Below are 22,207 nucleotides of genomic sequence, written 5' to 3' on the forward strand. Positions count from 1 at the left end.
GCTTCCTTTCGGGTTCGAGGTGTTGTCGGGGGCGCCGGTCACGAGCGGAACAGGCGCGAATACTGGGTTTCGTGGCGGGCGCTGGCGATGGCCAGCCCGGGCTGGAAGTTGGACCAAGCCTCCGGCGCCGCAGCCAGCGCAGCCGCCGCCTGCCCCGGCACCCGCGCCGCCAGATCGGACAACAGGCGCTGGCCGGCGGCCTGCCCCAGGGGCACGGCCTTCACCGCGGCCATCACCATGTTCTCGATCCACGCCCAGGCGTAGCCGGCGAGCGCCGGGTCGGGCTCGACCTGCCAGGCCACCGCCGCCGCGGCCCAGGCCGTGGGGAAGGCCGGATCGTGCACCGCCCGCAGCCGCGCCGCCCACCCGGGCAAGCCGGCAAAGGCCGGCAGATCCACCAGCAGGCGGACCAGCGAGTAGCCCATCTGCACCGTCTCGGCGCGCAGCTCGGAGGTTTCGCGGCTGGCGAGGCACAGGGCGTTGAGTTCGGCCACCCGGCCGTCGTCGCCGGCCGCCCAGGCGTCCATCAAGCGCGCCAGCAGGGGCAGCTCGAAGCCGCCCACCGCGCCGGCGAGGGCGTCGGCGATCCACTCGCCAACCTGGGCTTCGGTCTTGACGAGGCCCGAGTCGATGGCGAACTCCAGCCCTTGCGAATAGGTGTAGGCGCCCACCGGCAGCGTGGGGCTGGTGAGCTGGAGCAGGCGAAGCAGGGCGAGGCTCATCGCGCGCCCATCATGTGTACTGGTGGATTCTGGCTTCGGTCGCCCCGCGCTCCGCGTGGTGGTGGCCGTGGGCGTAGGCGCCGGCTTCGGGCTCGAAGGGGGCGGTGAGGCTGGCGACCTCGGCACCCAGGCCGGTGAGCATGGTCTCCAGCACGTGGTCGGCCTGGATGCGCAGCCAGCCGGCGCCCACCTGCACCGCCACGTGGCGGTTGCCCAGGTGGTAGGCGGCGCGGGCCAGGGCAAAGGCGTCGGCGCAGCGGGCTTCGATCAGCTCTTCCGGCGCCGCGACCACCTCGACGATCCGCCCGTCGGCGGCCTGCAGCCGGTCGCCCCCGCGCAGGATGGTGCCGCGGGGCAGGAACAGGCCGACCTCTTCCCCATCCGCCAGTTGGGTGCGCAGTCGGCTCTTGGTGCGGGCGTCGAAGTTGAGGGTGAGGCGCGCGGTCGGAGCGGCGTCGCCGGTGTAGCGGGTTTCGATCAGCAGCATGGTCAGAAGAGGAAGTAACGTTGGGCCATCGGCAGCACGCTGGCGGGTTCGCAGGTGAGGAGCTGGCCGTCGGCGCGGACCTCGTAGGTTTCGGGGTCGACGCTGATCTCGCCCTGCCAGTCGTTGTGGATCATCGAGGCCTTGGTGACGCTGCGGATGTTTCGCACTGCCTCCAGCGGCTTGACGAGGCCCAGGCCGTCCAGCGCGCCGCTGGCCAGCGACGCCTGGGAGACGAAGGTGAGCGAGGTCTTCAGCCCGCCGGCGAAGGCGCCGAACATGGGCTTGTAATGCACCGGCTGGGGCGTGGGGATGGAGGCGTTGGCGTCGCCCATCGCGGCGGCGGCGATCATCCCGCCCTTGAGGATCAGGCTGGGTTTGACGCCGAAGAAGGCCGGCTTCCAGATCACCAGATCGGCGAGCTTGCCCACCTCGACCGAACCGACCACATGGCCGATGCCGTGGGCGATGGCCGGGTTGATGGTGTATTTGGCGATGTAGCGCTTGGCGCGGAAGTTGTCGCTGCGGGCGGTGTCGTTGCCCAGCGCGCCGCGCTGCACCTTCATCTTGTGGGCCGTCTGCCAGGTGCGGATGACCACCTCGCCCACCCGGCCCATGGCCTGAGAATCGGACGAGAACATCGACAGCGCGCCGATGTCGTGGAGGATGTCTTCGGCGGCGATGGTCTCGCGGCGGATGCGGGATTCGGCGAAGGCCACGTCCTCGGCGATGGCCGGGTCGAGGTGGTGGCACACCATCAGCATGTCCAGGTGCTCGTCGATGGTGTTGATGGTGTAGGGCCGGGTCGGGTTGGTGGAGCTGGGCAGCACGTTGGGCAGGCCGGCCAGCTTGACGATGTCCGGCGCGTGGCCGCCGCCCGCGCCTTCGGTGTGGAAGGTGTGGATGGTGCGGCCCTTGAAGGCGGCGGCGGTGGTTTCGACGAAACCCGATTCGTTGAGGGTGTCGGAGTGGATCGCCACCTGCACGTCCATCTCCTCGGCCACGCTCAGGCAGGCGTCGATGGCGGCGGGCGTGGTGCCCCAGTCCTCGTGGAGCTTGAGGCCGATCACGCCGGCCTCGACCTGTTCGGCGAGCGGCCCCGGCAGGCTGGCGTTGCCCTTGCCCAGGAAGCCCAGGTTCATCGGGAAGGCATCGGCCGCCTGGAGCATGCGGGCGATGTGCCACGGCCCCGGCGTGCAGGTGGTGGCGTAGGTGCCGGTGGCCGGGCCGGTGCCGCCGCCGATCATGGTGGTGACGCCGCTCATCAGCGCCTCTTCGATCTGCTGGGGGCAGATGAAGTGGATGTGGGTGTCGATGCCGCCGGCGGTGACGATCATCCCCTCGCCGGCGATCACCTCGGTGGCGGCGCCGATGGCGATGCTATTTTTGCCATCGAGGCCCGGCTGGATGTCCGGGTTGCCGGCCTTGCCGATGGCGCAGATGCGCCCGTGCTTGATGCCGATGTCGGCCTTGACGATGCCCCAGTGGTCGAGGATGAGCGCGTTGGTGATGACGGTGTCCGCCACCTCGGCGGCAAGACGCTGGCCCTGGCCCATGCCGTCGCGGATCACCTTGCCGCCGCCGAACTTGACCTCCTCGCCGTAGATCGTGAAGTCCTGCTCCACCTCGATCCACAGCTCGGTGTCGGCGAGGCGCACCCGGTCGCCCACGGTGGGGCCGAACATTTCCGCGTAGGCGCGGCGCGAAATCTTTGCCATCAGAGGGCTCCCATCACTTGGCCATTGAAGCCGAACACCTTGCGGTCGCCGGCCAGGGCGACCAGCTCGACGGTGCGGGTCTGGCCGGGCTCGAAGCGCACGGCGGTGCCGGCGGCGATGTTGAGGCGATGGCCCCGGGCCGCGGCGCGGTCGAAGGCGAGCGCGGCGTTGGTCTCGGCAAAGTGGTAGTGGGAGCCCACCTGGATCGGGCGGTCGCCGGTGTTGGCGACGACGAGGGTGAGGGTGGCGCGGCCGACGTTGAGTTCCAACTCACCGTCGAGGGTGTCGATTTCACCGGGGATCATGGTCGCTCCTCAGACGATCGGTTGATGGACGGTGACCAGCTTGGTGCCGTCCGGGAAGGTGGCTTCCACCTGGATCTCGGGGATCATCTCGGCCACACCGTCCATCACGTCGGCGCGGGTGAGCAGCGTGGTGCCGTCGTTCATCAGCTCGGCCACGGTGCGGCCGTCGCGGGCGCCCTCGAGGATGGCGGCGCTGATGTAGGCCACCGCCTCCGGGTAGTTGAGCTTGAGCCCCCGGGCCTTGCGCCGCTCGGCCAGCAGGCCGGCGGTAAAGATCAGGAGCTTGTCTTTCTCGCGGGGGGTCAGTTCCATGATGGGTCGTGGGTAGTAGGAAATGGGTAATGGGGACTCGAGGCTACTGGATCATGGGCGGGGCAACCAGGCTGGAGCAGGCACTGCACGCCCCACTTCCCATTACCCGCTCCCCACTCCCTAAGTCAGCCATATTCGCGGTACCGCCGCTTCGCGGCCTGCCAGCGCCGGGCGGAGCACGGCCCACAGGGCGACGAACCAGGCGCGGGCGGGTTCGGCAGCGGGGCCCAGGTAGCGGGCCACCAGCAGGCCGGGCAGGCGCGTCACGCCGCCCTCGCCCACCGCCGGCTGCACGGCGCGGCAGGCTTCCAGCAGCGCGGTATCGATGCCTTCGGCCGCCACCAGCAGGGTGCCGGTGACCGGCTGGCCGCGCAGGCCCACCGGCGAATCCAGCAGGCGCGAGCCGCCTTCGATGCGGCCTTGTTCGTGCCACAGCAGCCGGCCGTCGCGCTCGATGCGCGAGGCGATGGCGAGGCTGCCGGCGGTAAAGCGTTCGCCCGAGGCGGTGCGCCCCAGGCACAGGATGTCGAGGCCCACGAACACCCCGTCGCCGGCGAGGCGCACGGTGGCGTCGGCGCGGCCACGCACCCGGTCGAAGACGATGGCCTCCTGGGGCAGCCATTCGAGCACGCCGCCCGCGCCGACGCTGAAATCCAGCGTCTGGCGGGCGAGCTGGGCGCCGTCGGGCTGGCGGCTGCGATACCACTTGCCGGCGCCGGGGGTGGTGATGAGCGCCTTCGCGCCCTCCTCCACCTTCACCTGAATCGTCAGCTCATCCCCGCCGGCAATGCCGGCCGGCGGGTGCAGCACCAGCGCGTGGCACACCTCGGGGCCTTCCGGGTAGAGCGCCTTCTGCACGCGCAGCGGGCCTTGGTGGAGGCGATGCACCAGCGCGGTACGGGCGCCGTCGGCAGCAAAGCCGAGTTCGAGCCGGGCGTGCCAGCTGTTCGTCGAACCGGCGGGCACGGCGGGCGGATGGGCGGAGACGGGACAGGGAGCCAGCATGGACGGGAGTTTACGGGAGTTCAGGCGTGGTCGGGCGGTGGCGGCGAGTGGCAAGGGCTTGCGGACAGGCGCCGGAGACTTGCGCACACGTGAATCCTGCTTGCGGGCAAGCGCGGGTTCGTTGCGCGCATGGGATTTCTCCTTGCGCGCAACGTCCGATTGCTCGCGCGCAAGTGATTTTTGCTTGCGCGCGAGGAGCGGACACGTGCGGCCAAGCAAGCACCGCTTGCGCGCGAATCGCCGTCCCTTGCGTGCGAGCGGATTTTGCTTGCACGCGAGCCCGCACCGCTTGCGCGCAACCGTCCGACACTTGCGCCACCCTGTCCATCACACCGACAGCATCTCCCGCACATTGTTGGTGTCCATGTCGGCGCCGGTGCCGCGGCTGATGATTTCGCCCCGCTCCATCAGCAGGTAGTGGTCGGCGAGGGACCGGGCGAAGTCGTAGTACTGCTCCACCAGCAGGATCGCCATCTCGCCGGTTTCGGCAAGCGCCCGGATGGCGCGCTCGATGTCCTTGATGATGGACGGCTGGATGCCTTCGGTGGGCTCGTCGAGGATCAGCAGCGTGGGCCCGGGGGCGAGCGCGCGGCCGATGGCGAGCTGTTGCTGCTGGCCGCCCGACAGGTCGCCGCCGCGGCGCTTCATCATCTGTTTGAGCACCGGGAACATCTCGAAGATGCGCGCGGGCACCTGGGCGCTGGCCGGGCGGGTGGCGAGGCCCATCTGGAGGTTCTCCTCCACCGTGAGGCGCGGGAAGATCTCGCGGCCCTGGGGCACGTAGCCGATGCCGGCGCGCACGCGGTTGTAGCTGGCGGCGCGGGTGATGTCCTGCCCGCCGAGCTGGATGTTGCCGGTGGCGGCGGGCACCAGGCCCATGAGCGTCTTGAGCAGGGTGGTCTTGCCGACGCCGTTACGGCCCAGCAGCGTGGTCACCTTGCCCATCGGCACCTCGAAGCTGAGGTCGCGCAGGATGTGGGAGCCGCCGTAGTACTGGTTGAGGTGGGTGACGGTGAGCATGGGGGTCTCCAGGGGAAGGCCGGAAGCGGGAAGTAGAAAGTGGGGAGTGGGCGGTGTCTGCTGGGCGCTGGGTGGGGCAATCAGGCTGGGGCGGGCGCTGCACGCCCCATTTCCCCTTACCCATTACCTATTCCCCATTACCGCCCGAGATACACGTCGATCACCCGCGGGTCGGCCTGCACGGTGGCGAGGTCGCCTTCGGCGAGCACCGAGCCCTCGCACAGCACCGTGACCTTGCCGCCCAGGGCCTCGACGAAGGCCATGTCGTGCTCGACGACCATCAGCGAGTGCTTGCCCTTGAGGCTGACGAACAGCTCGGCGGTGCGCTCGGTCTCGTCATCGGTCATGCCGGCCACGGGTTCGTCCAGGAGCAGCAGCTTCGGGTCCTGCACCAGCAGCATGCCGATCTCCAGCCACTGCTTCTGGCCGTGGGAGAGCAGCCCGGCGGGCCGGTCGGCCTGGTCGGCCAGGCGGATCTGCCGGAGCGTGTCGGCGATCTTGTCCAGGTCGTCGCCGAACAGCCGGGCGAAGAGGCTCTTTCGCACCCGCTTGTCGGTCTTGAGGGCCAGCTCCAGGTTCTCGAACACCGTGTGCTGCTCGAAGATCGTCGGCTTCTGGAACTTGCGGCCGATGCCGGCGTGGGCGATCTGCGGCTCGGTCATCCGGGTCAGGTCGATGGTCTGGCCGAAGAAGGCCTTGCCTGCGTCCGGCCGGGTCTTGCCGGTGATGACGTCCATCATCGTGGTCTTGCCGGCGCCGTTGGGGCCGATGATGCAGCGCAGCTCGCCGGCGTCGATCTGCAGCGACAGCGCGTTGAGGGCGCGGAAGCCGTCGAAGCTCACGGTGATGTCGTCCAGGTACAGGATGACGTTGTGCGACAGATCCAGCTCGCCCGGCTTGAGGACGTGGCCGGTGCTGGCCTCGCCGTCCCAGTGCTCCTGCTGGCCGTCGGCGGGGGCGTTGCGGGAGATTGACGATTCGACTCTCATGCGGAAGCTCCTTTGGCGGCACCGGCGGGCAATTCGGCGGCGGTGGATTCGCTGCTGCGGGCAGCCGGCGCGGCGGGGGTTTCGGGCTTGGCGGGGGCAACGGCCTTCGCCTCGCGGCGGGTCAGCTTGGCCCACAGGCCCACCACGCCCTGGGGCAGGTAGAGGGTGACGAGGATGAACAGCAGGCCCAGGAAGAACAGCCAGTATTCCGGGAAGGTGGTGGTGAACCAGCTCTTCGACAGATTGACGATGGCCGCGCCGAACACCGGCCCGATCAGCGTGCCGCGCCCACCCACCGCCACCCAGATGGCGATCTCGATGGAGTTGGCGACGGACATCTCCGACGGGTTGATGATGCCCACCTGCGGCACGTAGAGCGCGCCGGCCAGGCCGCACAGCATCGCCGACAGCGTCCAGATGAAGAGCTTGTAGTGCAGCGGGTTGTAGCCGATGAACATCACCCGGCTCTCGGCGTCGCGGATGGCGGTGAGCACCTTGCCGAACTTGGACGCGATGAGCACCCGGCCGAGGATCAGCGTGCCCAGCAAGAGCGCCACCGACAGGCCGAACAGCACCAGCCGCGTCTCGGGCGCGGTGATCGAGTAGCCCAGGATGCGCTTGAAGTCGGTGAAGCCGTTGTTGCCGCCAAAGCCCGTCTCGTTGCGGAAGAAGAACAGCATCGCGGCGTAGGTGAGGGCCTGGGTGATGATCGAGAAATACACGCCCTTGATCCGCGAGCGGAAGGCGAAGTAGCCGAAGACCCAGGCGATCGCGCCGGGCACCGCCACCGCCAGGAAGAGCGCCCACAGGAAGTGATCCGAGCCCGTCCAGTACCAGGGCAGTGCCTTCCAGTCGAGGAACACCATGAAGTCCGGCAGGTCGCTCTGGTAGCTGCCCTCGCGGCCGATCTGGCGCATCAGGTACATCCCGAAGCTGTAGCCGCCAAGCGCGAAGAACAGCCCGTGGCCAAGGCTGAGGATGCCGCCGTAGCCCCAGATCAGGTCCATCGCCACCGCCACCACGGCGTAGCACAGGATCTTGCCGATCAGGGTGATGGCGAAGGTGGACACATGCAGCGGATGGCTTTCGGGCAGCATCAGGTGGGCCAAGGGCACCAGCACCCAGGCCACCAGCGCGGCAATCGCCACCGCCAGCCAGCCCTTCGGCCCCAGGCCGGCGATGAGTTTGACGGTTACAGGCGTACGCATGGCGCCCTCCTTAGTTCTCGACGAAGCGGCCCTTGAGGGCAAACAGCCCCTGCGGACGCTTCTGGATGAAGACGATAATGAAGACCAGCACCAGGATCTTGGCGATCACCGCACCGGCCCAGCCTTCGAGGAACTTGCTCACCACGCCCAGCCCCAGCGCCGCCCACACCGCGCCGGCCAGCTGGCCCACGCCGCCGAGCACGACGACCATGAAGGAATCGACGATGTAGCCGGTGCCCATGTCGGGGCCCACGTTGGCAATCTGCGACAGGGCCACCCCGCCCAGCCCGGCGATGCCGGAGCCGATGCCGAAGGCCAGGGTGTCGATGCGCGCGGTGGGCACACCCACGCAGCCGGCCATCGGGCGGTTCTGGGTGACGGCGCGGACGAACATCCCCAGGCGGGTCTTGTTCATCATCAGCCACACCAAGAGCAGCACGAAACCCGAGAAGGCCACGATGACCAGCCGGTTCCAGGGCAGCGCCAGGTTTTCGGCGATCTGCACGCCGCCCGACATCCACACCGGGTTGGCGACTTCCACGTTCTGGGCGCCAAACAGCAGGCGCGCGGCCTGGATCAGCACCAGCGACAGGCCCCAGGTGGCGAGCAGGGTTTCCAGCGGGCGGCCATAGAGGTGGCGGATCACCGTGCGCTCCATGGCCATGCCCACCAGGGCCGCCACGAAGAAGGCCACCGGCACCGCGGCCACCAGGTAGTAATCGACCAAGCCCGGAAACTGCGCGCGGAACAGGGTCTGCATGGCGTAGGCCGAGTAGGCGCCGATCATCAGCAGCTCGCCGTGAGCCATGTTGATGACGCCCATCACCCCGTAGGTGATCGCCAGGCCCAGCGCCGCCAGCAGCAGGATCGAGCCCAGCGACACGCCGGTGAAGAGCTGGCCGGCGGTCTCGCTCCAGGCAAGCCGGCCTTCGATGGACTTGATCGCGGTCTGGGCGGCGTAGCGCACCTTGTCGTCGGGCTCTGCGTAGGCGTCGCCCTGCTTCTCGATGAGCGGCAGGAGCAGCGCCTTCACCGCCGGGCTTGACGATTCGCCCAGGGTCTGCACCGCGGCCAGCCGCGCCGCGGCGTCGGGGCTGGCGAGGCTGGCCTGGGCGTGGAGCTGGGCGAGGATGGTCTTGATCTCGCCGTCGGCTTCCGCCTTCACGGCCTTGTCGAGGATGGGCAGCAGCGCAGCGCCGTCGCCCATGTCGGCGAGCAGCAGCTTGGCGGCGGCGAGGCGTTCGGCGCGGTCGGCCGAGAACAGACGCAGCGCCGCGAGGGCGCCATCCACCTGCTGACGCAGGGCGTTGTTGAGGCCGATGGATTCGGGCTTGGCCGGGGCCGGCTTGATCGCCGCGCCGCTGGCAGCATCCAGCACCTGCCCGTCGGCCACGATCACCACCCGCGCGCCGGACACCGCCAGGGCGTCGTCGGAGAGGGCCTTGAGCACCCGCGCGGCGTCGCCGTCGCCGGCGGCGGCGAGCTGGGCGATGGCGGCCTGCTTCGCGTCGAAGTCATCCGACGCGAGGCCTGTCAGCAGCGCCGGGTCGAGGTCGGCGCGGGCGCCGGTGGCGCACAGGCCGAGCACCAGGCCCAGGGAGAGGAGGAAACGTCTCATGAGAACTTTCCTTGCAGGTCGGGCCGGGGCCCGACAACGATGGACATGGATCTGCGCAAGGGCGTCGGGCGTGTGCCCGACCTGCAGGGTCCGACCGCAGATGCAACTGCAAAAAGGGCCGGCTCCGGGCACGGAGCCGGCCCTTGAGGCGTACGCTTACAGCTTCTGCTTGCCTTCGTTACCCGGGATGAACGGGCTCCACGGCTGGGCGCGGATCGGGCCCTTGGTCTTCCACACCACGTTGAACTGGCCGTCGGCCTTGATCTCGCCGATGAAGACCGGCTTGTGCAGGTGATGGTTGGTCTCGTCCATCTTGAGGGTGAAGCCCGACGGGGCGTTGAAGGTCTGGCCGGCCATCGCGGCGATCACCTTGTCGGTGTCGGTGCTCTTGGCCTTCTCGACCGCCTGCGCCCACATGTGGATGCCCACGTAGGTGGCTTCCATCGGGTCGTTGGTGACCACGGTGTCGGCCTTGGGCAGCTTGGCCTTCTTGGCCCAGTCGCGGTACATCTTGATGAACTTGTCGTTCTCGGGGTTCTTCACCGACATGAAGTAGTTCCAGGCGGCCAGGTGGCCCACCAGCGGCTTGGCATCGACGCCGCGCAGTTCCTCTTCGCCCACCGAGAAGGCCACCACCGGCACGTCCTTGGCCTTCAGCCCGGCGTTGCCCAGCTCCTTGTAGAAGGGCACGTTGGAGTCGCCGTTGATCGTCGAGATCACCGCCGTCTTCTTGCCCTCGGCCGCGAACTTCTTGATCTTGGCGATGATGGTCTGGTAATCCGAATGGCCGAAGGGGGTGTACTCCTCCATGATGTCGGCCTCGGCCACGCCCTTGCTCTTCAGGAAGGCGCGCAGGATCTTGTTGGTGGTGCGCGGGTACACATAATCGGTGCCCAGCAGCACGAAGCGCTTGGCGGAGCCGCCTTCCTTGCTCATCAGGTATTCCACCGCCGGGATGGCCTGCTGGTTGGGCGCGGCGCCGGTGTAGAAGACGTTCTTCTCGAGTTCCTCGCCCTCGTACTGCACCGGGTAGAACAGCAGGCCGTTGAGTTCCTTGTACACCGGCAGCACCGACTTGCGGGACACCGAAGTCCAGCAGCCGAAGGTCACCGCCACCTTGTCCTGGGACAGCAGCTGGCGGGCCTTCTCGGCGAACTTCGGCCAGTCGGAGGCCGGGTCCACCACCACCGGCTCGAGCTTCTTGCCCAGCACGCCGCCCTTGGCGTTGATCTCCTCGATGGTCATCAACGCGGTTTCCTTCAGCGCGGTCTCGGAGATGGCCATCGTGCCCGACAGGGAGTGGAGAATCCCCACCTTGATGGTGTCGGCGGCGTAGGCGGTGGAAGACAGGGCGCCGATGGCGGCGATGGAGGCGGAGAGAACGGCGGCCTTGAGGAAGGTGCGGCGGTTTTGCATCTTGGGCTCCTTGCGTGGTTGGCTGGATTTCATGCGGTGCAGCAATGGAGTGCAGGTTACGGAGCCCGCCCGCCCGCCGGAATACGCAGGATTGCGTAGGTCACCCGCTGGGCTAGAATCGATCAGCCTCCCTTTTCCGAATTGCCTGCAGCCATGTTTCCCGCTCCCCGCCCGATCTATCCCGTCGCCGGCATCCGCGCCATCGAAACCCTCGCCCTGCCCGGCGCCGTTCCGCCCCTGATGGAGCGCGCCGGCGAGGCCGCCGCCCGCCTCGCACTGCTCCTCGTGCAAGGCCCGGCCCGGGTGCTGGTGGCCTGCGGGCCCGGCAACAACGGCGGCGACGGCTTCGTGCTGGCGCGTCACCTGCACTGCGCCGGGCTGGCGGTGAGTGTCGCCTTCGCCGGCGATCCCGCCCACCTGCCCGACGACGCCCGCGCCGCCCACGCCGCATGGCTCGCCGGCGGCGGCACCACCCAGCCCGACCTGCCCGCCCCGCCGCCCGAAGGCTGGGCGCTGGTGGCAGACGCCCTCTTCGGCATCGGCCTGCAGCGCCCGCTGGAAGGCCGCTACGCCGGCTGGATCGACACCCTCAACGCCCAGCCCTGCCCGCGCCTCGCCATCGACATCCCCAGCGGCCTCGACGCCGACACCGGTCGCCGCCTCGGCCACTGCTTCGAGGCCACCCACACGATCACCTTCATCGCCCTCAAGCCCGGCCTGCTCACCCTCGACGGCCCCGACCAGTGCGGCGAGATCCACCTGGCGCCCATCGACCTCGACGCCGAAACCCTGGTGCCCGCCCCTGGGCGCGAGATCACCCCCGCCCTCTTCGCCGACCGGCTCACCCCCCGACGCGCCAACAGCCACAAAGGCAGCTACGGCGACGCCGCGCTGGTGGGCGGCGCACCGGGCATGGTGGGCGCCGCGGTGCTGGCCGGCCGCGCCGCCATCCACCTGGGCGCCGGCCGGGTGCTGCTGGGCCTGCTCGACCCCGCCGCCCTCACCGTGGACATCCTGCGCCCAGAGCTGATGTTCCGCCCCCCCGCCCAACTCCTGGCCGACCCAGCCATGAGCGCCGTCGCCGTCGGCCCCGGCCTCGGCCAATCCGACGCCGCCCGGGCCCTCGTTGCCACCGCCATCGGCCTCGACAAACCCCTGGTGCTCGACGCCGACGCCCTCAACCTCGTCGCCACCGACCCGGCCCTGCAGGGCGCCCTCGCCGCCCGCCGCTGCCCGACGCTGCTCACCCCCCATCCGGCCGAAGCCGCCCGCCTGCTCGGCTGCAGCACGCCGGACATCCAGCGCGACCGCGTGGCCGCCGCAACCGCCATCGCCCGGCGTACGGGCGCCTGGCTCGTGCTCAAGGGCTGCGGCAGCGTCGTCGCCAACCCCGACGGCGCCTGGTGGATCAACACCAGCGGCTCCCCGGCCATGGCCACCGCCGGTATGGGCGACGTGCTCACCGGCCTTCTCACCGCCCTCCTCGCCCGCGGCTGGCCCGCTGGCGACGCCATGCTGGCCGCCGTGCACCTCCACGGCCGCGCCGCCGACCGCCTCTGTGCCGCCCAATCCATCGACAGCGGCCTGCTCGCCGACGACATCGCCCCGTCCGCCCGCGCCTGTTTCAACGCATGGGTCCGCGCGGGTTCTGGCGAGACGGCCTGAACGCCGAAAACGGTTTACTCGCAACACTGATTGTTTCAACCACAACAAAGACGATTCAACCCAACTCCGCACCGAACAAAATGCGAAAAAGGCCTTGACTACCTCCCTCTGCGTTCCTATAATGCGCGCTCTCACTCACCGGGCGGTTAACTCAGCGGTAGAGTGCCACCTTCACACGGTGGAAGCCACTGGTTCGATCCCAGTACCGCCCACCAGATTCCAGCAAGAAGGCCACGCAATCGCGTGGCCTTCTTGCTTTGCACGCCCCCTTCACTCGGGAGACAAAGCGATGATCAACGTTGGCGAGCAGCTCGTCGCATCCTATCTGCAGTACATCCGGGGGTGCAATTTCATCCAGACCAACCTCTACACCGTCGAGTCCCACGGCGAGATCGACGTGATCGGCATCAACCTGGAGGAGCGAAAGGTCTACGTGGCCGAGGTGGCGATCCACCTGACCACCGGACTGCAGTACGTCAAGGACCGGCGGCCCAACAATGTCCAGAAGCTGACCGACAAGTTCTCCCGGGACATCGAGTACGCCAACCGCTACTTCGGCGACTACGACCGCCACTTCATGCTCTGGAGCCCCGTCGTCAAGGGCGGCAACCGTGCGCCCGAATACCACCAACTGCAGCACGTGGCCGAAATCGGCGAGCGCATCCGGGCGCGCCACGGCGTCGACGTCGATTTCGTCATCAACGAGCGCTTCCTCGCCTGCATCGACGAGATGCGGCGCTACGCCCGGAAAGCCACCGCCGACATCAAGTGCCCGGTGATGCGCCTGTTCCAGATCGAGGAATGGCTCGGGCGCCACGTCGCCCGGGCCGACACCGCCAGCACATCGACCGACTGAACCACCACCAACCGACGCGCAAAAAAATCGGGCGCCGCAGCGCCCGATCTTCAAACGGTTGAGCCGAAAGACTTACTCGGCCTTCTCGTTCAGCAGCGCCTTCATGGACAGGCGCACGCGACCCTTCTCGTCGGTCTCGAGCACCTTCACGCGCACGACCTGACCTTCCTTGAGGTAGTCGGACACGGCGTTCACGCGCTCGTTGGCGATCTGGGAGACGTGCAGCAGGCCATCGCGACCCGGCATGATGTTGATGATCGCGCCGAAGTCGAGGATGCGGACGACCGGGCCTTCGTAGACCTTGCCCACTTCCACCTCGGCGGTGATCTCTTCGATGCGACGCTTGGCCTCCTGGGCACCTTCGGCGCTCACGGAGGAGATCGTCACGTTGCCGTCGTCGGTGATCTCGATGACGGTGCCGGTCTCTTCCTGCAGACCACGGATCACCGCGCCACCCTTGCCGATCACGTCGCGGATCTTCTCCGGGTTGATCTTCAGGGTAATCATGCGCGGCGCGAAGGTGGACACTTCGCCACGGGCTTCGCCGAGCGCCGACTTCATCAGGCCCAGAATGTGCATGCGGCCTTCCTTGGCCTGAGCCAGGGCAACCTGCATGATCTCCTTGGTGATGCCGAGGATCTTAATGTCCATCTGCAGGGCGGTGACGCCCTTGTCGGTGCCGGCCACCTTGAAGTCCATGTCGCCCAGGTGATCTTCATCGCCCAGGATGTCGGTCAGCACGGCAAAACGGCCACCGTCCTTGATGAGGCCCATGGCGATACCGGCCACCGGCGCCGACAGCGGCACACCCGCGTCCATCATCGCCAGCGAGCCGCCGCAGACGGACGCCATCGAGCTGGAGCCGTTGGATTCGGTGATCTCGGAGACCACGCGAACGGTGTAGGAGAACGCTTCCTTGCCCGGCAGCACGCCAGCCAGGGCGCGCTTGGCCAGACGACCGTGGCCGATCTCGCGACGCTTGGGCGAGCCGAAGCGGCCGCACTCGCCAGTGGAGAACGGGGGAAAGTTGTAGTGCAGCATGAAGCGCTCACGGTACTCGCCGGCGACCGCGTCGATGATCTGCTCGTCGCGGCCGGTGCCGAGGGTGGTGACCACCAGCGCCTGGGTTTCGCCACGGGTGAACAGGGCGGAACCATGGGTGCGCGGCAGCACGCCGACCCGGATGTCGATCGGGCGCACGGTGCGGGTATCGCGGCCGTCGATACGCGGCTCGCCGGACAGGATGCGGCCACGCACCACCTGCGATTCCAGATCGAAGATGATGTTGTTGACGGTGTTGTTGTCGTACTCGCGACCTTCGGCGGTCAGCGCGGCATGCACTTCGTCGCCGATGGCCTTGAGCTGCTGCGAGCGCTCCTGCTTGGCGGTGATGCGGAAGGCAGCCTCGATCTTGGCACCGGCGATCTCGGTGACGCGGGCGATCAGGGCCTCGTCCTTGGCCGGCGGCTGCCAGTCCCACTCGGGCTTGCCGGCAACTTCGACGAGTTCGTTGATGGCGTTGATGGCAGCCTGCATCTGGGTGTGGCCGAACACCACACCGCCCAGCATCACGTCTTCGGGCAGTTCGAGGGCTTCGGATTCCACCATCAGCACGGCGGTTTCGGTGCCGGCGACCACCAGGTTCATCTGGCTGGTCTGCAGCTGAGTGGCGGTCGGGTTGAGGATGTACTCACCGTTAGCGTAGCCCACACGACAGGCGCCGATCGGGCCGGCAAACGGGATCCCGGCGATCGCCAGGGCAGCGGAGGCACCGATCATCGCCGGGATGTCGGCATCGACTTCCGGGTTCAGGGACACGACCTGGACGATGACCTGGACTTCGTTGTAGAAGCCATCCGGGAAGAGCGGGCGGATCGGGCGGTCGATCAGGCGGGAGGTCAGCGTCTCCTTCTCGGTCGGACGGCCTTCGCGCTTGAAGAACCCACCGGGGATGCGGCCGGCGGCATAGAACTTTTCGACGTAGTCGACGGTGAGCGGGAAGAAATCCTGGCCCGGCTTGGCATTCTTGGCGGCCACCACGGTCGCCAGCACCACGGTGTCGTCAACATTGACGAGCACGGCACCGTGGGCCTGACGAGCGATCTCGCCGGTTTCCAGGGTGACGGTGTGGGAGCCGTAGGTAAAACTCTTCTTGATTGCGGTAGGCAAGGGATGTCCTTTCATTCAATCGGCTGGCGGCAAACCACAACCGCACGCGTAGCCGAGGTAAAAGCGCCGTTTTTCTCTGGCGCACAGATATGACAAAGCCGGCGAAGCCACACGGACTTACACCGGCTGTGCCCATGACCAGCCCTGCGCGATTGGCAGGATTGTCATGTTCGGTAACGAAGCTACTTCTATCCGCTTACTTGCGCAGGCCGAGACGGGAGATCAGCTCGCGATAGCTGTCGACGTTCTTGCGCTTCAGGTAGTCGAGGAGCTTGCGACGCTGGCTCACCATCATCAGCAGGCCGCGACGGGAGTGGTGGTCCTTGACGTTAACCTTGAAGTGGCCGGTCAGATCGTTGATGCGGGCGGTAAGCAGAGCGACTTGCACTTCCGGAGAACCGGTATCGCCCTTGGCGCGCTGGTAGTCGCCAACGATTTGCGCTTTTTGTTCAGTGGAGATTGCCATTGTTTAACTCGGTTAGTTGTAGCCTTGCGAAGCGCGCGATTATACCAAGCACGCGCGCGATTACTCAAGACATTTCATTGATTTCCGGTGGCCATCAGACGCGTGGGCTCCAGCAGCCCGCCTTCGGCGAGGGTCCCCACGCCCAGGAAACGCGTGCCGTCGTAGGCGCGGAACATCGCGCCGACCACCCCGTCGATCCCCGCCGCCGACTGGCCGTGGGTGAAGCTGCGGGTCTGGCTTTCGTCGAGGGCAACCTGCGGCAGGTGGGCCAGCAGCGCATCGACCGGCGCCAGCCACGACTCACGCGCCTCGGCCGGGAGCGCCTCGAAGGCGGCCAGTGTGACGCTGCCGTTCAGATCGAACGGCCCGATCCGCGTCCGGCGCAGCGCGGTGAGATGCGCCCCGCAGCCCAGAAAGGCGCCAAGATCGGAGGCCAGCGTGCGCACATAGGTACCCTTGCTGCACTCGACACGCACCACCAGACTGTCACCGTCGCGGGACAGGCACTCGAAGCGACGAATGGAAACCTGCCGTGGCTCACGGGGAATCTCCACCCCCTCGCGGGCGTACTCGTACAGCGCCTTGCCGTGATGCTTGAGCGCCGAATACATGGGCGGCACCTGCTCGATGTCGCCCCGCAGCCGCGCCATCGCTGCCTCCAGCGCGGCGTCGGAGACATCGACCGGACTGCGTGCCAGCACCTCGCCTTCGGCATCGGCGGTGGCGGTGGTCACCCCCAGCAACACCGTCGCCTCGTAGGCCTTGTCGGCGTCGAGGAGGGTCTGGGAGAACTTGGTCGCCTCGCCGAAGGTGAGCGGCAGCAGGCCGGTCGCCATCGGGTCGAGCGTACCGGTGTGGCCACCCTTGGCAGCACTGAGCAGCCAGCGGGCCTTCTGCAGCGCGTTGTTGGAGCTGATGCCGGTCGGCTTGTCGAGAAACAGCACGCCATGCACGGGACGACGCGGCGTGCGGCGCTGGGGAGACTGGGCCAAGCGGGGAATTCCTGAAAAGGCACCGCAGGGAGCGGCACCTGGACACTCAACGGGACGAATCCGGAGTGTCGGTGTCGGGCCTGGCGCCCTCCCCTTCACCCGCGTCATCGGCGTAATGACGATCGGACTCGACAGCCTTGTCGATCAAGGCAGAGATCCGGTTGCCGGTTTCCACCGACGGGTCGTAGACGAAATGCAGCTCGGGCAGCGTGTGGATGCGCACGCGGCGGCCAAGCTCCCGACGCAGGAAGCTGCTGGCCCGACGCAGACCGCGCAGGATCTCGTCGAGGCCCTCCTGGCCGGTCATCGAGGTGAAGAACACCTTCGCGTGGGCGTAGTCCGGCGTGAGTTCCACGTCGGTCAGGGTGATGAAGCCGACGCGGGGGTCCTTCACTTCGAGGCGGATCAGTTCGGCCAGTTCGCGGCGGACTTGCTCCGCCACGCGCTGGCCACGGGAGAACTCCTTGGGCATGGCTTAGAGCGTCCGGGCGACTTCCTGGATTTCGAAGACCTCGAGTTGGTCACCTTCCACCAGATCGTTGAAGTTGCGAACCTGCAGACCGCACTCGTAGCCAAACTTGACTTCCTTGACGTCGTCCTTGAAACGCTTGAGCGATTCGAGTTCGCCGGTGTGAATGACCACGTGGTTACGCAGCACGCGAACCTGGGCGTTGCGCTTGACCAGACCTTCCAGCACATAACAGCCGGCGATGGTGCCCACCTTGGAGATCGTGAAGACCTGACGGACTTCCACCAGGCCCAGCACCTGTTCCCGTTTTTCGGGCGCCAGCATGCCGGACAGTGCGCTCTTCACCTCATCCACGGCGTCGTAGATGATGTTGTAGTAGCGGATATCGACACCGAAGGTCTCGGCCAGCTTGCGGGCATTGGCATCGGCACGGATGTTGAAGCCGATGATGACCGCACCGGAAGCCTGCGCCAGGTTGACGTCGGACTCGCTGATCGCGCCGACACCACCGTGGATGACCTGCACCCGCACTTCCTCGTTGGACAGCTTGACCAGCGACTGGGCCAGCGCCTCCTGGGAGCCCTGCACGTCGGCCTTGATGATGAGCGGCAGCGTCTTGACCTCGCCTTCGCCCATCTGTTCGAACATGCTTTCGAGCTTGGCGGCCTGCTGCTTGGCCAGCTTGACGTCGCGGAACTTGCCTTGACGGAACAGGGCGATTTCACGCGCCTTGCGCTCGTCGGCCAGGGCCACGACTTCGTCACCGGCACCCGGCACTTCGGAAAGACCGAGGATCTCGACCGGGATCGACGGGCCCGCCTCATCGATGGGCTTGCCGTTCTCGTCGAGCATGGCGCGGACACGGCCGAAGGTTGCACCGGCCAGCACCACGTCGCCACGCTTGAGCGTGCCGGACTGGACCAGCAGGGTGGCCACCGGGCCGCGGCCCTTGTCGAGACGGGCTTCGATGATGAGGCCCTTGGCCATGCTTTCGCGCGGGGCAGTGAGTTCGAGCACTTCGGCCTGCAGCAGGATGGCTTCGAGCAGGTCGTCGACGCCGGTACCGGTCTTGGCGGACACTTCCACGAACATGGTTTCGCCGCCGTAGGCTTCCGGCACCACGCCTTCGGCGATCAGTTCCTGGCGCACGCGCTCGGGGTTGGCACCCGGCTTGTCGATCTTGTTGACCGCCACGATCAGGGGCACTTCGGCCGCCTTGGCGTGGTGGATGGCTTCCTTGGTCTGGGGCATCACGCCGTCGTCGGCTGCAACCACCAGCACGACAAGGTCGGTGGCCTTGGCACCACGGGCACGCATGGCGGTGAACGCCTCGTGACCCGGCGTATCGAGGAAGGTGACCATGCCACGCTCGGTTTCCACGTGGTAGGCGCCGATGTGCTGAGTGATGCCGCCGGCCTCACCGGCGGCAACCTTGGCACGACGGATGTAGTCGAGCAGCGAGGTCTTGCCGTGGTCGACGTGGCCCATCACGGTGACCACCGGGGCGCGAGGCTCCAGCGGCACATCCTTGTGTTCGACGTTATCCTCGAGGAAGGCATCCGGGTCGTCCAGCTTGGCGGCAACCGCCTTGTGGCCCATCTCCTCGACGACGATCATCGCGGTATCCTGGTCGAGCACCTGGTTGATGGTGACCATCGAGCCCATCTTCATCAGGGTCTTGATGACTTCGATGGCCTTCACCGACATCTTGTGAGCCAGATCGGCCACCGAGATGGTCTCGGGCACATGGACTTCACGGACGATCGGCTCGGTCGGCGCGACGAACGCGGTGGTCTCCTGATGGCGACCGGCGCCGCGACCGCCACTGCGGCCGCCGCCACGCCAGCCACCGGCGCCGCCGGTGGTGTCGCCGCGGGTCTTGATGCCGCCGCGACGCTTGGCGTCCGCGGGCACTTCCTTGCTGACCACCTTCTTGGCGTCCTTGCGGGCGCCCTTCTCTTCGGTCTTGGCAGGCTTGTGGAGCGTTCCGGTCTTGGGAGCGGCTTCACCCTCGGCCTTGGCCTTCTCGGCCGCCGCCAGACGGGCCTTCTCGTCTTCGGCGCGCTGGAGCATGGCGGCGCGGGCGCGGGCCTCGCGTTCCTGCTTTTCCTTCAGATCGGCCGCCTGGCGGGCGAGCAATTCGGCGTGTCGCTGGGCTTCGCGCTCGCGGGCAGCCTTTTCCTCGGCGCTCAGGATCGACCCGGCCACCACGCGGCGGACGGGGGTTGCCGGACGGGTCTCGTCCTTCGGCTTGGCGGCTTCGACCGGCGCGGCGGGCGCCGGCTTGACTTCGGCGACCACGGGCTCGGGAGCGGGCGCGGGCGGCGTGGGCTCCACCACCGGAGCGGGCTCCGGTTCGGGCTCCGGCGCAACCTCGACCACGGGTTCCGGCTCGGGCGCCGGCGGCGGAGCCACCACCACCGGTTCCGGCTGGGGTGCCGGCTCAACCACCTGCTCGACGACGGGTTCGACTACCGGCTCGAGGACTTCGGCGGCAGGTGCGCCAGCCGGCGTTTCGGTCAGCGGCGCGTCGTCGCGCTTGATGAAGGTGCGCTTCTTGCGGACCTCGACCTGCACCGTGCGGGCACGCCCGGTAGAGTCGGTGGCGCGGATCTCGCTGGTCTGCTTGCGCGTCAGCGTGATCTTCGACTTGGCTGCCGTATCGCCGTGGGCACGGCGCAGAAAATCAAGGAGGCGCGTCTTGTCCTGCTCGGAGAGCAGGTCGGATTCACGCACCTTGTCGACGCCGGCCTTCTGCAACTGCTCGAGCAACACGGAGGCCGGCATTTTGAGTTCGCCGGCAAATTGTGTAACGGTTGTCTGTCCCATCTTGAACCTCCGGGTATTACTCGAACCAGTGCGCGCGCGCCTTGGTGATCAGATTCTTGGCCCGCTCTTCGTCCAGCCCCGACATTTCCATCAGTTCATCCACCGCCAGATCGGCCAGCTCGTCGCGGGAATGAACGCCACCCTGAGCCAGCTTGGCGGCCAGGGGCTTGTCCATGCCCTCGAGGGCCAGGAGGTCCTCGGAGACGGTTTCCAGCTGTTCTTCGGTGACGATGGCTTCGGTGAGGAGCACGTTGCGGGCGCGATTGCGCAGCTCGTTCACCGTTTCTTCGTCGAAGGATTCGATTTCCAGCATTTCTGCCAGCGGCACGTAGGCGATCTCCTCGAGGGACGAGAAACCCTCGTCGATCAGGATATCTGCCACTTCCTCGTCCACATCCAGCTTGGAGATGAACAGTTGACGCACCGTGTTGTGTTCGGCCTGCGACTTGCGCTCCGATTCGGCTTCGGTCATCAGGTTGATGGTCCAGCCGGTGAGTTCGGAGGCAAGCTTCACGTTCTGGCCGTTACGGCCGATCGCGATGGCCAGATTGTTCTCGTCCACCACCACATCCATGGCGTGGGCCTCCTCGTCCACGACGATGGAAGACACCTCCGCCGGCTGCAGGGCGCCGATGACGAACTGGGCGGGCTCCGGCGACCACAGCACGATGTCGATGTTCTCGCCACCGATCTCGTTGCGCACCGCAGTAACGCGGGAGCCACGCAGGCCGACGCAGGTACCGATCGGGTCGATGCGCGGGTCGTTGGACTTCACGCCGATCTTGGCGCGCAGACCGGGATCCCGGGCGCAGGCCTTGATCTCGAGGAGGCCGTCGTCGATCTCGGGCACCTCCAGCTCGAACAGCTTGATGACGAACTCCGGCGCGGTGCGCGAGAGGATCAGCTGCGGGCCACGGGCGCCACGGTCGATGCGCAGCAGGTAGGCCTTGACGCGGTCGCCCACGCGCAGATTTTCCTTCGGGATCATCTGGTCGCGGGGCAGCACGGCTTCGAGGCGGCCCACTTCGATGATCGCGTTGCCACGCTCCATGCGCTTGATGCTGCCGGAGATGATGTATTCCTTGCGATCCAGGAAATCGTTGAGGATCTGCTCGCGCTCGGCGTCGCGGACCTTCTGGAGGATGACCTGCTTGGCCGCCTGGGCGCCGATCCGGCCGAAGTCGATGGGCTCGAGGCCCTCCTCGACATAATCGCCGACCTGGATCTCGGGGTATTCCTCGCGGGCGTCGATCAGCCCCATCTGGGCTTCGTCGTTCTCGACGTCTTCGTCGGGCAGCACCTGCCAGCGGCGGAAGGATTCGTAGTCGCCGGTTTCCCGGTCGATGGAGACGCGCACGTCGGCGTCGTCGTTGATGCGTTTCTTGGTTGCCTGGGCAAGCGCGGACTCGAGCGCCGAGAAGACGATCTCCTTGGAGACGTTCTTCTCACGGGCAAGTGCATCGACCAACAACAAAATTTCGCGGCTCATACCTGCAAACCTCCAAATTCCTTAAAACCTGGGCACCAGGCGGGCCTTTTCAATGTCTTCAAACGGGATCGCCATCGACCCCTTTTCCGTTTCCAGGGTGACCACGCCATCTTTCAGGCCCTGCAGCACCCCGGCAAAATTACGCTGATTGGAAATGGGCATGACCAGCCGGACCTGCACATCCTGACCGGCAAAGCGTTCAAAATCAGCCGGCTTCTTGAGGGCCCGGTCAAGACCGGGCGACGACACCTCAAGGCGGTCGTAATCGACGTTTTCGACTTCGAAGATCCGGGTCAGCTGATTGCTCACGGCGGCGCAGTCGTCCACGGTGATGCCGTTCGGCGAGTCGATGAACACCCGCATCAGTCGGCCACGCGGCGAGGTCTCGAAGTCGACCAGCTCATAGCCAAGACCTTCAGCGGTCTGCTCGATCAGTTTCAGCAGCTCCATGCCCACACATTCCTAAACCACAAAT

Annotated in this window: 20 protein-coding genes and 1 tRNA gene; 3 read left to right on the forward strand and 18 right to left on the reverse strand. The window is 67.1% G+C overall.

Annotation, left to right across the window (positions count from 1 at the left end):
- Positions 1–38 precede the first annotated feature (38 nt).
- The 11 genes from ACE3N6_RS08915 to urtA form a co-directional block, all read right to left on the reverse strand.
- On the reverse strand, positions 39–722 hold the full coding sequence (locus ACE3N6_RS08915; protein WP_374244893.1) for an urease accessory protein UreF: 684 nt from the start codon (positions 720–722) through the stop codon (positions 39–41).
- 10 nt (positions 723–732) lie between these two features.
- Positions 733–1,209, reverse strand: coding sequence for an urease accessory protein UreE (gene ureE / locus ACE3N6_RS08920; RefSeq protein WP_374244895.1), 477 nt, complete (start codon positions 1,207–1,209; stop codon positions 733–735).
- 2 nt (positions 1,210–1,211) lie between these two features.
- Positions 1,212–2,924: an urease subunit alpha gene (gene ureC / locus ACE3N6_RS08925; protein ID WP_374244897.1), complete on the reverse strand. Its 1,713-nt coding sequence runs from the start codon at positions 2,922–2,924 to the stop codon at positions 1,212–1,214.
- Entirely contained in the window at positions 2,924–3,229 is a 306-nt protein-coding gene (locus tag ACE3N6_RS08930) for an urease subunit beta (RefSeq protein ID WP_374244899.1), read from the reverse strand. The genes ureC and ACE3N6_RS08930 overlap by 1 nt, the downstream gene beginning before the upstream one ends.
- Positions 3,230–3,238: 9 nt before the next feature.
- Entirely contained in the window at positions 3,239–3,541 is a 303-nt protein-coding gene (ureA, locus tag ACE3N6_RS08935) for an urease subunit gamma (RefSeq protein ID WP_374244901.1), read from the reverse strand.
- A 120-nt stretch (positions 3,542–3,661) separates the two neighbouring features.
- Positions 3,662–4,546, reverse strand: a complete 885-nt coding sequence (locus ACE3N6_RS08940) for an urease accessory protein UreD (protein ID WP_374244903.1) — start codon at positions 4,544–4,546, stop codon at positions 3,662–3,664.
- A gap of 327 nt (positions 4,547–4,873) precedes the next feature.
- Positions 4,874–5,566, reverse strand: a complete 693-nt coding sequence (gene urtE / locus ACE3N6_RS08945; protein WP_374244905.1) for an urea ABC transporter ATP-binding subunit UrtE — start codon at positions 5,564–5,566, stop codon at positions 4,874–4,876.
- Between the two features lie 137 nt (positions 5,567–5,703).
- Positions 5,704–6,555: an urea ABC transporter ATP-binding protein UrtD gene (gene urtD, locus ACE3N6_RS08950; RefSeq protein WP_374244907.1), complete on the reverse strand. Its 852-nt coding sequence runs from the start codon at positions 6,553–6,555 to the stop codon at positions 5,704–5,706.
- Positions 6,552–7,763 (reverse strand): urea ABC transporter permease subunit UrtC, encoded by a 1,212-nt coding sequence (urtC, locus tag ACE3N6_RS08955; RefSeq protein WP_374244909.1) that lies wholly within the window; start codon positions 7,761–7,763, stop codon positions 6,552–6,554. Before urtC ends, urtD begins: the two co-directional genes overlap by 4 nt.
- A 10-nt stretch (positions 7,764–7,773) precedes the next feature.
- Entirely contained in the window at positions 7,774–9,381 is a 1,608-nt protein-coding gene (gene urtB, locus ACE3N6_RS08960; RefSeq protein WP_374244911.1) for an urea ABC transporter permease subunit UrtB, read from the reverse strand.
- Between the two features lie 156 nt (positions 9,382–9,537).
- Positions 9,538–10,797 carry an urea ABC transporter substrate-binding protein gene (gene urtA, locus ACE3N6_RS08965; protein WP_374244913.1) on the reverse strand — a complete coding sequence of 420 codons (1,260 nt, stop codon included), beginning with the start codon at positions 10,795–10,797 and terminating at the stop codon, positions 9,538–9,540.
- Between the two features lie 153 nt (positions 10,798–10,950).
- On the opposite strand from urtA, the gene ACE3N6_RS08970 reads away from it, so the two are divergent.
- From ACE3N6_RS08970 to ACE3N6_RS08980, 3 genes are all read left to right on the forward strand, one after another.
- Complete coding sequence (locus ACE3N6_RS08970) at positions 10,951–12,462, forward strand: NAD(P)H-hydrate dehydratase (protein WP_374244915.1); 1,512 nt, start codon at positions 10,951–10,953, stop codon at positions 12,460–12,462.
- Between the two features lie 140 nt (positions 12,463–12,602).
- A tRNA-Val gene (locus tag ACE3N6_RS08975) sits at positions 12,603–12,677 on the forward strand.
- Between the two features lie 74 nt (positions 12,678–12,751).
- Positions 12,752–13,318: a hypothetical protein gene (locus tag ACE3N6_RS08980; RefSeq protein WP_374244917.1), complete on the forward strand. Its 567-nt coding sequence runs from the start codon at positions 12,752–12,754 to the stop codon at positions 13,316–13,318.
- Between the two features lie 72 nt (positions 13,319–13,390).
- On the opposite strand, the gene pnp is transcribed toward ACE3N6_RS08980, so the two are convergent.
- From pnp to rimP, 7 genes are all read right to left on the reverse strand, one after another.
- A complete protein-coding gene (gene pnp / locus ACE3N6_RS08985; protein ID WP_374244919.1) occupies positions 13,391–15,487 on the reverse strand; it encodes a polyribonucleotide nucleotidyltransferase in 2,097 nt (698 codons plus the stop codon).
- Between the two features lie 196 nt (positions 15,488–15,683).
- Entirely contained in the window at positions 15,684–15,953 is a 270-nt protein-coding gene (rpsO, locus tag ACE3N6_RS08990; RefSeq protein WP_374244922.1) for a 30S ribosomal protein S15, read from the reverse strand.
- A 74-nt stretch (positions 15,954–16,027) separates the two neighbouring features.
- On the reverse strand, positions 16,028–16,945 hold the full coding sequence (truB, locus tag ACE3N6_RS08995) for a tRNA pseudouridine(55) synthase TruB (RefSeq protein ID WP_374244924.1): 918 nt from the start codon (positions 16,943–16,945) through the stop codon (positions 16,028–16,030).
- Between the two features lie 46 nt (positions 16,946–16,991).
- A complete protein-coding gene (rbfA, locus tag ACE3N6_RS09000; RefSeq protein WP_374244926.1) occupies positions 16,992–17,417 on the reverse strand; it encodes a 30S ribosome-binding factor RbfA in 426 nt (141 codons plus the stop codon).
- Positions 17,418–17,420: 3 nt separating this feature from the next.
- Entirely contained in the window at positions 17,421–20,243 is a 2,823-nt protein-coding gene (gene infB, locus ACE3N6_RS09005; RefSeq protein ID WP_374244928.1) for a translation initiation factor IF-2, read from the reverse strand.
- A gap of 16 nt (positions 20,244–20,259) precedes the next feature.
- Positions 20,260–21,732, reverse strand: coding sequence for a transcription termination factor NusA (gene nusA / locus ACE3N6_RS09010; RefSeq protein ID WP_374244930.1), 1,473 nt, complete (start codon positions 21,730–21,732; stop codon positions 20,260–20,262).
- Positions 21,733–21,753: 21 nt separating this feature from the next.
- Positions 21,754–22,182, reverse strand: coding sequence for a ribosome maturation factor RimP (rimP, locus tag ACE3N6_RS09015; protein WP_374244932.1), 429 nt, complete (start codon positions 22,180–22,182; stop codon positions 21,754–21,756).
- Positions 22,183–22,207: the final 25 nt, after the last annotated feature.

It is taken from the genome of Zoogloea sp. (assembly GCF_041904905.1).
GTDB lineage: Bacteria > Pseudomonadota > Gammaproteobacteria > Burkholderiales > Rhodocyclaceae > Zoogloea.